Below are 14,097 nucleotides of genomic sequence, written 5' to 3'. Positions count from 1 at the left end.
TGCCGACTCCTGCCACCTGCATCGCGCCTCGTCACGCCATCCCGTCCGCCTATACTTCGCCCATCCACAAGGAGGCGGCGCATGATGCGGACAGCGATCGGCGGGCGCAGGGCAGGATGGCCCGGGACCGGGCTGCTGTTGCTGGCGTTGCTGGTGCTGCTGGCGTCCGGCTGCCGCCGCGACCCGGGCGGGCAGCTGCCCCAGGTCGCCGGTGAGAAGCTCCAGGCCCAGCGCGAGGAAGTGGCCGGTTTCGGCCTGGTCCGCGCCTGGCCCGACCAGCACGAAGGCCGCCTGGCCCTGGCCCTTGAGTTCTCGCGGCCGCTGGTCGGCACCCAGGACTTCGACCGCCTGCTCACCGTGGAACCGGCCGGCAGCGATGGCAGCGGCTGGTCGCTGGCGGACGACGGCAGGACCCTGCGCTATCCCTTCGTGGAACCGGCACGCGACTACACCGTGACCGTGGCCGCGGGCCTGCTCGCGGCCGACGGCAGCCGCCTCGATGCACCGCTGAAGAAGACCGTGCATACCGGCGAGCTGGACCCGGTGGTGGGTTTCGCCTCGCAGGGCAGCGTGTTGCCGGCGCGCGACAGCCGCGGCCTGCCGGTGGTCTCGGTCAACGTGCCGGAGGTGGACGTCGAGTTCCTGCGCGTGCGCGAATCGGAGCTGCCGCGCTTCTTCGCCCAGTTCCAGCGAGGCGGCCGCCGCGGCGGCTGGGAACTGGACCGCAACTATGGCGACAATACCCCGCTGCGCGACCTGGCCGAGTCGGTCTACCTCAGCCGCTTCATCCTCGGCGGCGCGCGCAACGAACGGGTGCTCAACTACCTGCCGCTGCAGGAGATCGCCGAACTGCAGCAGCCGGGGCTGTACTTCGCGGTACTGCGCCGGGTCGGCCAGTTCTCCGACCAGTACGACACCGCGTTCTTCACCGTCAGCGACATCGGCCTGCACGCGCGCGCCTACCGCGACACCCTGTACGTGCACACCGCGTCGCTGCACGACGGCGCGCCGCTGAAGGGCGTGGAACTGCGCGTGCTCGACGCCAGGGGCGAGGCGCTGCTGAAGTCGGCCAGCGACGGCAACGGCAACGCGCTGCTCGACTACCGGCTGGATGCCGGCCAGGTGCTGGTGGCGCGGCGCGGCAAGGACGTGTCGCTGCTGCCGTTCAACCAGCCGGCGCTGGACCTGTCCGAGTTCGCGGTCGGCGGCCGCAGCCAGGCCGGCTTCGACGTGTTCGCCTGGTCCGGGCGCGACCTGTACCGGCCGGGCGAGACCGTGCGCATCTCGGCGCTGCTGCGCGACGGCGACGGCCGCCGCCTGCCGGCGCCGGCGGCGTCCGGCACGGGCGGCGCGGCGCAGCCACTGTTCCTGCGGCTGAAGCAGCCTGATGGGCGCGTGTTCCGCGAGACCCGGCTGGAGGCCGGCGCGCAGGGCTACTACGCGTTCGAGCAGGCGATCCCGGCCGACGCGCCGACCGGGCGCTGGCAGGTCGAGTTCCGCACCGATCCGGCCGGCAAGGACGCGGTGCAGGGCATGGCGCTGCGGATCGAGGAGTTCCTGCCGGAGCGGCTGAAGCTGGACCTGTCGGCGCCGAAGGCGCAGGACACGCTCGAGCCCGGCGAGCCGCTGCAGCTGCAGGCCGACGCTGCCTACCTCTACGGCGCGCCGGCCGCCGGCAACCGCTTCACCGCGACGATGTCGCTGGCGGTGGCGCGGCGGCCGGTCGAGGGCCTGCCCGGCTACGCCTTCGGCGATCCGACCGTGGAGTTGCCGACCGCCCCGCGTGACGTGCTCGACGTCGAACTTGATCCGCAGGGCCGGATCGAGGCCGCGCTGGCGTTGCCGGAGGAGGCCGCCAAGGCGAAGACCCCGGTGACGGTCACCATCGCCGGCAGCGTCCACGAAAGCGGCGGCCGCCCGGTCAACCGCAGCCTGCAGCGCTTGCTGTGGCCGGCGCCGGCACTGGTCGGCGTGCGCCCGCTGTTCGACGAGGCCGACGGTGCCGACGCCAATGCCAACGCGCGCTTCGAGCTGGTGCGCGTGGACGCGCAGGGCCGGCCGCAGCCGGCCAGCGGGCTCCGGGTCACCCTGGTGCGCGAACGGCGCGACTACCACTGGCGCTACCAGGACGACGGCGGCTGGGACTACGACTTCACCCGCCGCTTCGAGAACGTGGACACGCGCACCCTCGACGCGACCGCCACCGCGGCCCGCTTCGACTTCCCGGTGGAGTGGGGCGAGTACCGCATCGACGTGCTCGACCCGGCCACCGGTCTGACCATGCGCTATCCGTTCCGCGCCGGCTGGAGCTGGGGCGACGACAACCGCGGTCCCGACGCGCGCCCGGACAAGGTCAAGCTGGCGCTGGACCGCACCGGTTACCGCGCCGGCGACACGCTCAAGGTCACCGTGACCCCGCCGCACGCCGGCCGCGGCGTGCTGCTGGTGGAGAGCGACCGCCTGCTGTACGTGCAGGAGATCGAATTGAGGGGCAAGGATGGCAAGGCCGCCGGCACCTTCGAGATCCCGGTGACCGAGGACTGGGAGCGGCACGACGTCTACCTCACCGCGCTGGTGCTACGCGGCGGTTCGGCGAGCAGCCAGGTGACTCCGGCGCGTGCGGTCGGCGTGGCCCACGTGCCGATGCGGCGCGACGACCGGCGGGTGGCGGTCGGGCTGAAGGTGCCGGCGCAGACGCGCCCGCAGCAGGACCTGCCGGTCACGGTCAGCGTGCCGCAGCTGGCGGGCCGGCAGGCGCACGTCACCGTCTCGGCGGTGGACGTGGGCATCCTCAACATCACCCGCTTCCCGGTGCCCGACGCCAACGCGCACTTCTTCGCCCAGCGGCGCCTGGCCACCGACGCCTACGACGTCTACGGGCGAGTGATCGAGAGCTTCGCCGGCGGCAGCGCGCGCCAGCGCTTCGGCGGCGACATGGCACTGGACGCGCTGCCGCAGGCGCGGCGCCCGACCGCGCGGGTGCAGACCGTGGACCTGTTCTCCGGGCCGGTGGCGCTGGACGCGCAGGGCAACGCGCGGCTGCAGCTGCTGCTGCCGGACTTCAACGGCACCCTGCGGGTGTCGGCGCTGGTCTACGCCGACGACCGCTACGGCAAGCGCGACGCCGAGGTGCTGGTACGCGCGCCGGTGGTGGCCGAGGCCGGCATGCCGCGGGTGATGGCACCGGGTGACCGCGGCACGGTCGCCCTGGACGTGCAGAACTTCAGCGGCAAGGCCGGCGAGTTCGAGGTGCGGGTGGACGGCGAGGGCCCGCTGGCGGTGGCCGAGGGCCGGCGCCGGTTGCGCCTGGAGGACGGGGCCAAGGCCACGCTCGAGTTCCCGTTGCTGGCCCAGCCCGGCCACACGGTGGCCCAGGTGCGAGTACGCGTGGACGGCGGCGGTTACGCGGTGGACCGCCGCTACGAGCTGCCGGTGCGCGCGGCCTGGCCGGCGGTGCTGCGCACGCAGACGCGGGTGCTGGAGGACGGCGCGCCGCTGGTGCTGGACGCGGCACTGGCCGAAGGCCTGATCGCCGACACCGTGGACGCGCGCCTGCGGATCACCGCCTCGCCGCCGATCCCGTTCGCCAGCGCCCTGCAGGGCCTGCTCGACTACCCCTACGGTTGCGCCGAACAGACCACCAGCAAGGGCTACGCGGCGCTGGTGATGGATGCGCAGACCGCGGCCCGGCTCGGCGTGCCCGGCCTGGAGCCGGCGGCGCGCCGCGCGCGCCTGGAGGGTGCGTTCGGCCGGCTGGCGGCGATGCAGACGCCCAGTGGGCACTTCTCGCTGTGGGGCGGTGACGGCGGCCCCGAGCCGGCGCTGACGCCCTACATCGCCGACTTCCTGCTCGACGCGCGCGAGGCCGGCTTCGCCGTGCCCGACGGCGTGCTGCAGAAGGCGCTGGACCGGCTGTCGGAGGACCTGCTGTCCGGCGGCGCGCAGTTCTACGGGCGCGAGCACCGCGAGCACCTGCGCTTCGCCAACCGCGCCTATGCCGGCTACGTGCTGGCGCGGGTCAACCGCGCGCCGCTGGGCACGCTGCGTGCGCTCTACGACCAGGAGAAGGACGCCGGCCTGACCGGCCTGCCGCTGGTGCAGCTGGGCCTGGCGCTGGCGCTGCAGGGCGACGGCAGGCGCGGCGCGGCGGCGATCGCCGACGGCTTCGCCCGCGACCCGGACCAGCGCCCGGCCTGGCTGGGCGACTACGGCAGCCGGATCCGCGACGACGCGCTGATGGTCGCGTTGCTGCACGAGCGCGACCGCGCCGAGGCGGGGTACGACGCGCGCTCGGTCGAGCTGGCCCGTGCGCTGCAGGCGCGCCGCGACGAGGCCGGCCGGCTGTGGCTCAGCACCCAGGAGCAGATGGCGCTGGCGCGGCTGGGCAAGGCGCTGGAGGCCGGCGGCGGACGCCAGGTCGCCGGGCGCGTGCTGGCCGGCGGCCAGGCGCAGGCACTGGAACCGGCCTCCAGCGTCGCGCGCAGCCTCGACCATGCGGCCCTGGCCCGCGGCCTGCGCTTCGAACCCGAGGGCGGTCCGTACTACGCGAGCATCGAGATCGCCGGCATCCCGCGGCAGCCGCCGGCCGAGGACCGGCGCCGGGTCGGCATCGTCCGCGACTGGTTCATGCCTGACGGCAGCCCGTGGAAGGGCGGCACGCTGAAGGAGGGGCAGGTGCTGGTGGTGCGGCTGACGCTGCAGGCCCAGGAGCGGATGCCCGATGCCCTGGTCACCGACCTGCTGCCGGCGGGCCTGGAGGCGGAAAACCTCAACCTGGGCGACGCCGCGCAGTGGGACGGGGTCAGCATCGAGGGCGTGGCGCTGTCCGACCGCGCCGGCCAGGCCGAGCTGCGCCACGAGGAATACCGCGACGACCGCTACGTGGCGGCCCTGGCGCTGGAGCGCGGTGGCACCGCGCGGCTGTACTACCTGGTGCGCGCGGTCACCCCGGGCACCTACACGGTGCCGCCGCCGCAGGCCGAGGACATGTACCAGCCGACCCTGCGCGGCACCGGCGTGGCGCGGCCGGCCCAGGTCACGGTGACGCCGCCCTGAGCGGCGCGGCGTGCGCGATGCCGGACGCGTCCGGTCCGCGCGCGCGCCGCCTCACTGGGTGGAGGTTTCCCCGCGCTGCGCGGCGGCGGCCTGCACCAGTTCGTCCATGACCGCGTCCAGGCGCGCCTCGTAGTCTTCCGGGAACGTCCAGTACTCGAGGTCGTCGGCGGTCAGGTTGCGCTGCAGCCCGCGTTCCTCGGGGGCGAAGTGGAACAGCATCTTCAGCAGCACGTCGCTGCTGACCCAGGGATGGTCGTACCAGAAGATGTGCGAGCGCCGCTCCATGCCCGGCAGGTCGGCCGCGCGCGCGGAGAGCAGGTCGAAGTCCAGCCGCCGGGAGGCTTCGACCATCCACTGCGCGTCCTCGGGGGACAGCTCGGTGGGATCGGGCCGGCCGGCGCGCGAGCCGCGCTGGTGCACGCGCGACAGCACCAGCACCGAGTCGTGCATGTTCACCGTCACCGTCACCCGCCGCGGGTAGCCGTGGTAGACCTGCAGTTCGCTGACGAACTGGCGGAAGTCGGCGTCCGGCGCGGGGAAATAGACCTCGCCCAGCCGCACCGACGCCGGGTCGTAGCCCTCCGCCGGCGTGCCCAGGATCGCCAGCCCCGGCGACGCGACCATGGCCCCGGAACTGTAGGCGATCACGTTGATGTGCCGGGCGCGGGTGTGCTGGGCCAGCATGCGCACCAGCTGGGCGAAGGCCGGCGCGGTCTGGCCGGCCTTGGACACGTCGTGCGAGAAGCGCATGAAGTTCTCGGCCGACGGCCACAGGAACGACAGCACCACCGAGTTGCGCCCGGTGAAGTGGCGGTACTGCGCGGCCTGCGCGGTGGCGCGGCCGACGCTGGTGTTGGCGCCGTGCACGTAGATGGTCAGGTCCGGGTCGGCGCTGCCGGCCAGCGCCTGGTCGATCTGGCGGAAGAAGGCCAGCGCCTCCTCGCCCGGTGCGTCCTCGCGGCTGCCGACGGCGACCGAGGCCTTGCGGTCCATCGAGTTGACCAGCAACTGCGGCCGCCGCTCGGCGGAGGCCTGGGTGGACTGTTCGTACAGCCAGTCCCAGCTGCGCCCGCCGCCGCCGATGTCCAGGGTGGCCACGCCCAGGTGCAGGTCGTTGCCGGGGAAGACGGTGTAGGCCGGCGCGCCGGAGGGGCCGAACGCCAGCCGGTTGGTGGCGTAGAACACCTGGATCTCGGCGCTCCTGTCCAGGTTGGCATTGGCCGCGAACAGGTTGTGTTCGTTGAGGAAGATCGCCGGCGCCGGCATCAGCCGCACCGGTGGCTGGCAGGCGGTCAGCGCGAGCAGGGTGGCCAGGCAGACAAGCAATCGGATCATCGCAACCTCGCGTGGCGTGCGCGGGGATCTTCGCCGCCCCGGTCCGCCGATTTTCCCCGAGGCGACACGGCGGCTTCCCCGACGCGGCCAGTTGTAACAGAGCCCATGCGCGAGCGGAACCTCGCGGGGCGCCTGGCCGGCGGCGTCCGGACGGTATATTGCCGAGGCACGCAACAATGCCCGCTCCGGTCGCGCCGGAGCGAACGACGGGGAAACGGGCCGGATGGAACGGAGGGTCGAACGGCAGACGCGGCGCGGCACCGGCCGCATGGCGTTGCTGCCGCTGCTGTGGCTGGGCGCCCTCGCAGGCATGCCGGCGACTGCCGCCACGGTGCCGGAACCGGAACTGGCGCCGGTCGAAGGGCAATGCGTGGTCCTGCTGCATGGACTGGGTCGCACCCACCGCTCGATGGGCCGGATCGAGTCGGCGCTGCGCGCGGCCGGCTACGCCACCGCCAGCATCGACTATCCCTCGCAGAGCCAGACGATCGAGGCCTCGGCGCGCGCGGCGATCCCCGAAGGCGTGCGCGAATGCCGCGCCGCCGGCGCGCACACCGTCCACTTCGTCACCCACTCCATGGGCGGCCTGCTGCTGCGCTACTACCTGTCGGAGCGCGAGGTGGAAGGACTGGGGCGTGCGGTGATGCTCGCTCCGCCCAACCAGGGCAGCGAGGTGGCTGACGCGCTGGTCGGCACGGCCTTCTACGACCGGGTCAACGGCCCGGCGGGCGCGCAACTGGTGACGGGGCCGCAGGGCATCGCCGCCCGGCTGGGGCCGGTGGCGTTCCCGCTGGGGATCATCACCGGCAACGAGCAGACCGCGATCGACAGCGTGATGGCCACGCGCATCCCCGGCGAGAACGACGGCAAGGTGTCGGTCGAGCGAGCCAGGGTCGAGGGCATGAGCGACTTCATGGTGCTGCCGGTCAACCACACCTTCATGGTGCTCAACGACGTGGTCATCGGCCAGACGCTGCAGTTCCTGCGCTACGGCGCATTCCTGCACGAAGAGCCGGGGTTGTAGGAGCGGGCATGACCGCGACACGACGCCGTCGGCACAGGCGACGCCGCCGTGATCCTGGCGCCCGGGGGCGCGGTCATGCCCGCCCCTGCAAGGACGCATTCTGCCGGCACGGGCGAGGAACAAAAAAACCCCGCCTCGCGGCGGGGTTTCCGGTCACGACCGTTCCTGCCGGATCAGTCGAGCGGAGTGATGTTGGATGCCTGCGCGCCCTTCGGGCCCTGGGTCACCTCGTAGCTCACCCGCTGTCCTTCCCGGAGGGAGCGGAAGCCCTTGGAGTTGATCGCGGAAAAATGTGCGAACACATCCGCGCTGCCATCTTCCGGCGAGATGAAGCCGAATCCCTTGGCGTCGTTGAACCACTTGACGGTACCGTTGGCCATGATGCTGCGTAGTCCTTGCGATTGACGGAATGCGGCAGGGGGTGCCGCGCCGCGGAGTATGCAAAGGCCGAAGCCGGCTGACAATCGCCGGATGCGGTAACCGCTGCAAACGTTACCGCTAACACCGTCCTGACACCGCGGGTCAGCCGCGCGCCAGCTCGGCGACCAGCTCCGGCAGCCCGGCCGAGGCGGCGGCCACGTTGTCCAGCACCTCGGCCAGGGTGATCTCTTGCGCGTCGCCGCAGCCGGCGGCCCAGTTGGCGACGATCGCCAGGCAGGCGTAGTCCAGGCCCAGTTCGCGGGCCAGCGCGGCCTCGGGCATACCCGTCATGCCGACCAGGTCGCAACCGTCGCGGCGCATGCGCGCGATCTCGGCGCTGGTCTCCAGGCGCGGGCCCTGGGTGGCGCCATAGCAGCCGCCATCGACCAAGCGCACGCCGGTCACCCGCGCGGCGGCCAGCAGCTTGTGCCGGAACATCGGGCTGTAGGGATGGCCGAAATCGACGTGCAGGGCCTCGCCTTCGCCGTCCCAGAAGCTCGATTCGCGGCCCCAGGTGTAGTCGATCAGCTGGTCGGGGCAGGCCAGCACGCGCGGGCCGTAGGCGTCGGTGATGCCGCCGACGGTGTTGAGCGCCAGCACGCGGGTGGCGCCGGCCTGCTTGAGCGCATGCAGGTTGGCGCGGTAGTTGACCCGGTGCGGCGGCAGCGCGTGGCCTTCGCCGTGGCGTGCGAGGAAGGCGATCCGCGTCCCGCCGAGCCGGCCGATCCGCAGCGGCCCGGAGGGCGCGCCGTACGGCGTGTCGACCTGGCGCGCCTCCACGTCCTCGAGCGCTGCCAGGCGGTAGACGCCGGTGCCGCCGATCACGGCCAGGGCGATGTCCATGCCGCTCAGTCCTTCAGCGCGTAGATGCCCGGCAGGTTACGGCCCTGCTCGTAGTAGTCCATGCCGAAGCCGAACACGTAGCGGTCGGGCAGGTGCAGGCCGACGTAGTCGGCGCGCACACCGTCGACGCAGCGGTCGTGGTCCTTGACCGTGAGCGCGGCGATGCGCACGTCGGTGGCGCCCTGTTCGATGCACCAGCGGCCGACCTCGGCCAGGGTGTGGCCCTCGTCGAGGATGTCGTCGGCGATCAGCACCCGGCGGCCGTACAGCGAGGTCGCCGGACGGTGCTTCCAGACCAGTTCGCCGCCCTGGTTGTTGCCGCGGTAGCGGGTCGCGTGCAGGTAATCGAACTGCAGGTCCAGGCCGCGCGCGCCCAGTTCCAGCGCCAGCTGCCCGGCGAAGGGCAGGGCGCCGTGCATCACGGTCAGGAACACCGGCACGAAGCTGTCGCCGAGGCGGTGCGGCGGCACGTCGCCGATGTAGTCGCGGGCGATGGCGTCGGCCATCTTCGCGATGGCGGCGTCGATGGCGGGGCGGTCGACCAGCAGGTCGGATTTTTCGAGCACTTCGGCGATCAGGAGGTCGGACATCGGGCGAGGCTACCGGATAGGGGTGTGATGGGGATACGCGCAGCGATCAGGCGGCCGAGGAGGGAGGCAGCCGCGACTGCGCGCCGCCGTAGCGGGCGTCGGCCAGCAGCCCGTCCCAGCCCAGCGCGCCGCGGCCGATCAGGCCGGTGAGCGCGGCGGTGTTGAGCCGGCGGCCTTCGACCGCGCGCAGCGATTCGGCGACCAGCTCTGGATGGCAGACCAGGACCACGTCGCAGCCGGCGTCCAGGTGCGCGTCGATCCGCGACTTGACCCCGCCGGCGGAGAACGCGGCGGCCATGCCGATGTCGTCGGAAAAGACCACGCCGCGGAAACCCATCTCGGTGCGCAGGATCTCCTCGATCCAGCGCCGCGAGTAGCCGGCCGGCTCCGGCGCGACCTGTGGGTAGGCCACGTGCGCCATCATCACCGCGTCGGCGCCGGCCTCGATGCCGGCGGCGAACGGGACCAGGTCCTCGGCGCGCAGCACATCCAGCGGACGCGGGTCGACCGCGTCGTCGAAGTGGGTGTCCTCCAGCACGGTGCCGTGGCCGGGGAAATGCTTGAGGGTGGCGGCCATGCCGACGCTGTGCATGCCGCGCACGTAGGCGCGGGTGAACGCGGCCACCACCTGCGGGTCGTCGCTGAAGGCGCGGTCGGCGATGGCGCGGTTGCCGCGGGCCAGGTCGACCACCGGGGCGAAGCTCAGGTCCACGCCGCTGGCGCGGATCTCGCTGGCCATCAGCCAGGCGTGCTCCTCGGCCAGGGCCAGCGCGGCGGCCGGATCCCGGCGGTAGATCGCGTCGAAGCCCTGCAGCGGCGGCAGCTCGCTGTAGCCGTCGCGGAAACGCTGCACGCGGCCGCCTTCCTGGTCCACGCAGACCAGTTGCGGACGCGGGGCGGCGGCGCGGATCGCGGCCGACAGCTCGGCCACCTGGTCGCGCGAGGCGAAGTTGCGCCGGAACAGGATCACCCCGGCCACCGCGTCGTGCTGCAGCCAGTCGCGCTCCTGCGCGGTCAGTTCGGTGCCGGCGACGCCGATCACGAGCATGCGTGGGAACTCCGGATCGCGCGCGGTCCGCGCGCCGGGGCATTGTCGCAGATGCGGCGCAGCCCCTGTAGGAGCGGGCATGACCGCGACCCGACGCCGTCGGCACAGGCGACGCCGTCATGATCCCGACGCCCGGGGCGCGGTCATGCCCGCTCCTACACGGAACAGCCCTCGGGGCCGCAGGCCTGACCGGGTGCGGGCGCCGGCGTGGCATCGGCCATCGCCTGCCGCAGCGCCTGCGCGAACACTTCCGGCGCCTGCCCGCCCTGGACCGCGTAGCGGCCGTCGATGACGAAGGTCGGCACCGCGCGGATGCCCATCGCCTGGGCCTGCGCCAGCTGCGCGCGGACCTCGGCCAGGCCCTCGTCCGAATCGAGGAAGGCACCGATGCGTGCGGCCGCCAACCCGCCGGCAGCACCGGCGTCGACCAGCGTCGCCGGGTCGGCCAGGTTGCGGCCTTCGGCGAAGTGGGCGCGGAACAGCGCCTCGCCCACCGCCTGCGCATCGCCCTCGCGTGCGGCCAGCCACATCAGCCGGTGCGCGGGCAAGGTGGTGACCCGGACCTGGCCGCGGCCGAAATCCATGGGCAGGCCTTCGGCGCGCGCGGTGGCCTGGGTCTGGGACAGGATCTGCTCGGTGCGCTCGGCGCCGCCGAACTTGGCCGCGTAGGCCTGGCGCAGCGGCACCGGCTCGGTGTCCGACTCGGGGTCGAGCTGGAAGGGATGCCAGTGCACGTCCACCGCGGGCGCGTCGGCGCCCAGCAGTTCCAGGCCGCGCTGGAAGCGGTGCTTGCCGATCCAGCACCACGGACAGACCACGTCGGACCAGATGTCGATTCTCATGGCGGCAAGATGGGGGCTGTCGCGGTGCCGGGCAAGCAGCCTCGTTGTAGGAGCCGGGTTCAGCCGGCGACACGACGCGCGGGCACAGGCGACTCCTTCATGGTTCCGACGCCCGTGTCGCCGGCTGAACCCGGCTCCTACAACGAGCCGTTGCGCTCTTGCGGGCTCCACTGCGAATAGGGGCGCCCGGCCAGGGCCAGGTTGTAGTAGCGCGGCTGGTCGGTGACCTCGGCGCCGAGCCAGGCCGGGCGGGCGAAGGCCTCGTCGGCCGAGTCCAGTTCGATCTCGGCCACCACCAGCCCGGCGTTGTCGCCGAGGAACTCGTCCACTTCCCACAGGTGGCCTTCGTGGCGGACGTAGTGGCGTCGCTTCTCCACCAGCCCGCCCGTGCACAGCGCCAGCAGCTGGCGCGCGTCCGCCACCGGCACCGGGTAGTCGAACTCCTGCCGGGTATGCCCCAGCTCGCGCGACTTCAGGTTGAGGAAGGCCCGGTCGCCCTCGATCCGCACCCGCACCGAGGCCTTCTGCGCGCCGCCTTCGACCGCGTCCAGGTCGTTCAGATAACCCTGGGCCATCGGCTGGACCCGTTCGGCCGCGGCGCGCCAGCCCTCGCCGGCGACCCGGAACTTGCGTTCGATCTCGATGCCCATGCCCGCGTCCTCCGCCCGCTGCCATTGCCCGTCGCGGGCCGCCGCACATGCTAGCGCGCGGTGCGCGGCGGCCGGTGACCGGCGGCGGTTTTCACGCAACGCGTCATGGACGCTCCGGCGGCCATCGTGTATTAAACCGGCTTCCCCGGCGCTTTCCCCCGAGCGTCCATTCCGACAAGGCTCCCCTGGCCCAACGCATGCAGAAAGACACCGCGATCCGCCTGCTCATCGTCGACGACCGCGTGGAAGACGCCGAGGCGATCGTCAGTACCCTGCGCAACGGCGGCATCGCGGTGCGACCCCTGCGGCCGCAGAACGCGGCGGAACTGGCGCAGATGGTCGCCAGCCAGCCGGTGGACCTGGTGGTGGCCGCCGATTCGGCGGCGATGCCGCTGGAGCAGGTGCGCGCGCAGGTGGCCGCCAGCGGCAAGGACCTGCCGCTGCTGCTGCTGGTCGACCGCATCGACGAGGCGGCGCTGCTCGGCGCGCTGGGCGGCGGCGTGCGGGCGCTGGTGCTCAAGCACCGCCCCGAGCACCTGCTGGAGACCGTCCGCCGCGAATGGGCCGACCTGGAGGCCCGCCGCGGCCTGCGCCGGCTGGAGGCGCAGCTGCGCGAGACCGAGCGCCGCTGCGACTCGCTGATCGCCTCCTCGCGCGACCCGGTGGCCTACATCCACGAGGGCATGCACATCCGCGCCAACGACGCCTACCTGGAGATGTTCGGGTTCGAGGCATTCGACGAGGTCGAGGGCATGTCGCTGCTGGACCTGGTCGGCCCGCAGCACATCGACGGCTTCAAGCAGCTGCTCAAGTCGCTGTCCAAGGGCGAGCCGCCGCCGCCGGAGTACCTGATGGAGGCGCGCCACGTCGACGGCAGCACCTTCCCGGCCAAGCTCGAGTTCGCCACCGCCAGCTACGAGGGCGAGGCCTGCGTGCAGGTGGTGTTCCGCCGCCGCGAGGAACTGGACCCGGAGCTGGCGCGCGAGGTCGAGGAGCTGCGCCAGCGCGACCAGGTCACCGGCCTGCTCAACCGGCCCACCTTCATGCGCCTGCTCGAGGACGCGGTGGCCGCGGTCGGCCGCGATGGCGGCCAGTACGGTTTCCTGCTGGTCGATCCCGACCACTACGCGCGGCTGTTGCCGGACATCGGCCTGGATTCGGCCGACGCGCTGGTGGCGGCGCTGGCCGAGCGCGTGCGCGGCACGGTCGACGCCGACGTCAAGGCGGCGCGCTTCGGCGAGCACAGCTTCGCCCTGCTGCTGGAAGGCAACCATGCCCGCACCCGGGCGGTGGCCGATGCGCTGCGCGATGCCTTCGCCACCCATGTGTTCAGCGTCGGCGAGCGCTCGGTGGCGGTGACCGCCAGCATCGGCGGGGTCCAGGTCGGCGAGAAGATCGCCAGCGTGCCGCAGATCCTGGCGCGCGCGAACCAGTGCCTGAACGCGGCCACCGAACTGGGCGGCAACACCGTGCAGGTGTTCGACCCCGGCGCGGCCGACCGCGCCGAGGAGGAGCGCATCGCCCTGTGGGTGGCGCGCCTGCGCGAGGCGCTGGCCGGCGAGGGCTTCGTCCTGCACTGGCTGCCGGTGATGAGCCTGCAGGGCGAACCGGGCGAACAGTACGAGGCGCAGCTGCGGGTCGACGCCAACGGCGAGCTGGTGACGCCGTCCGGCTTCCTCGGGATCGCCGAGGAGCACGGCCTGCTCGGCGAGATCGACCGCTGGGTGGTGCGCCGCGCGATCGCGGTGCTCGGCGAGCGCGAGCGCGCCGGCCGCCAGACCCGGCTGCTGGTGCGGATCAGCCCGGCCTCGTTCGCCAGCAGCGAGATGGTCGACCTGATCCGCCGCGAACTGGTCGTGCACGGCGTGCCCGGCGAACGGCTGTGGCTGGAGGCGCCGGAAGCCAAGGTCTTCACCCACCTGCGCAATGCCCAGCAGTTCCTGGCGGCGGTGGCGCCGATGGGCTGCCGGCTGGGCCTGGAGCAGTTCGGTTCGGGCCTGGACTCGTTCCAGCTGCTGTCCCACTTCAAGCCGGCCTTCTTCAAGATCGATCCCGGCCTGACCGACGAGATGGGCAAGCCGGGCGAGGCCCAGGACAAGGTCCGCGAGATCACCGTGCGGGCGCGCGAGGAAGGCATCACCACCCTGGCCGAGGACGTGGACGACGCGCAGGCGATGAGCCAGCTGTTCAGCGCCGGCGTGGACTACGTCTCCGGCGGCTTCGTCGCGCCGGTGGGCGCGGCGATGAATTTCGACTTCGGCTGAGCGCGTCCGGCGCGGCGGCGCCGCGC

At 72.7% G+C, this 14,097-nt stretch carries 10 protein-coding genes; 3 read left to right on the top strand and 7 right to left on the bottom strand.

Going from position 1 to position 14,097, the window contains the following annotated elements; genetic code table 11:
- Positions 1-81: 81 nt before the first annotated feature.
- Positions 82-5,055 (top strand): alpha-2-macroglobulin family protein, encoded by a 4,974-nt coding sequence (locus WQ53_RS00615; protein WP_052629534.1) that lies wholly within the window; start codon positions 82-84, stop codon positions 5,053-5,055.
- Positions 5,056-5,106: 51 nt separating this feature from the next.
- On the opposite strand, the gene WQ53_RS00610 is transcribed toward WQ53_RS00615, so the two are convergent.
- Positions 5,107-6,390 (bottom strand): alpha/beta hydrolase, encoded by a 1,284-nt coding sequence (locus tag WQ53_RS00610; protein WP_052629533.1) that lies wholly within the window; start codon positions 6,388-6,390, stop codon positions 5,107-5,109.
- Between the two features lie 223 nt (positions 6,391-6,613).
- Between WQ53_RS00610 and WQ53_RS00605 the strand changes: the two genes are divergently transcribed.
- Positions 6,614-7,414 carry an esterase/lipase family protein gene (locus WQ53_RS00605; RefSeq protein ID WP_201774019.1) on the top strand — a complete coding sequence of 267 codons (801 nt, stop codon included), beginning with the start codon at positions 6,614-6,616 and terminating at the stop codon, positions 7,412-7,414.
- A gap of 173 nt (positions 7,415-7,587) precedes the next feature.
- Here WQ53_RS00605 and cspE read toward each other — a convergent pair whose 3' ends face one another.
- From cspE to WQ53_RS00575, 6 genes are all read right to left on the bottom strand, one after another.
- On the bottom strand, positions 7,588-7,794 hold the full coding sequence (gene cspE, locus WQ53_RS00600; protein WP_052629532.1) for a transcription antiterminator/RNA stability regulator CspE: 207 nt from the start codon (positions 7,792-7,794) through the stop codon (positions 7,588-7,590).
- 142 nt (positions 7,795-7,936) lie between these two features.
- On the bottom strand, positions 7,937-8,686 hold the full coding sequence (locus tag WQ53_RS00595; RefSeq protein WP_144409175.1) for an S-methyl-5'-thioinosine phosphorylase: 750 nt from the start codon (positions 8,684-8,686) through the stop codon (positions 7,937-7,939).
- Positions 8,683-9,267: a hypoxanthine-guanine phosphoribosyltransferase gene (locus WQ53_RS00590; protein WP_052629530.1), complete on the bottom strand. Its 585-nt coding sequence runs from the start codon at positions 9,265-9,267 to the stop codon at positions 8,683-8,685. Before WQ53_RS00590 ends, WQ53_RS00595 begins: the two co-directional genes overlap by 4 nt.
- Positions 9,268-9,313: 46 nt before the next feature.
- Positions 9,314-10,315 (bottom strand): beta-N-acetylhexosaminidase, encoded by a 1,002-nt coding sequence (nagZ, locus tag WQ53_RS00585; protein ID WP_052629529.1) that lies wholly within the window; start codon positions 10,313-10,315, stop codon positions 9,314-9,316.
- Positions 10,316-10,470: 155 nt separating this feature from the next.
- Positions 10,471-11,157, bottom strand: coding sequence for a DsbA family oxidoreductase (locus tag WQ53_RS00580; protein WP_052629528.1), 687 nt, complete (start codon positions 11,155-11,157; stop codon positions 10,471-10,473).
- 137 nt (positions 11,158-11,294) lie between these two features.
- Entirely contained in the window at positions 11,295-11,807 is a 513-nt protein-coding gene (locus tag WQ53_RS00575) for a CYTH domain-containing protein (RefSeq protein ID WP_052629527.1), read from the bottom strand.
- A 197-nt stretch (positions 11,808-12,004) separates the two neighbouring features.
- On the opposite strand from WQ53_RS00575, the gene WQ53_RS00570 reads away from it, so the two are divergent.
- Positions 12,005-14,071 (top strand): GGDEF/EAL domain-containing response regulator, encoded by a 2,067-nt coding sequence (locus WQ53_RS00570; protein WP_052629526.1) that lies wholly within the window; start codon positions 12,005-12,007, stop codon positions 14,069-14,071.
- Positions 14,072-14,097 lie beyond the last annotated feature (26 nt).

It is taken from the genome of Pseudoxanthomonas suwonensis (genome assembly GCF_000972865.1).
Lineage (GTDB): Bacteria > Pseudomonadota > Gammaproteobacteria > Xanthomonadales > Xanthomonadaceae > Pseudoxanthomonas > Pseudoxanthomonas suwonensis_B.
This window is presented reverse-complemented; position numbering and strand designations above follow the sequence as displayed.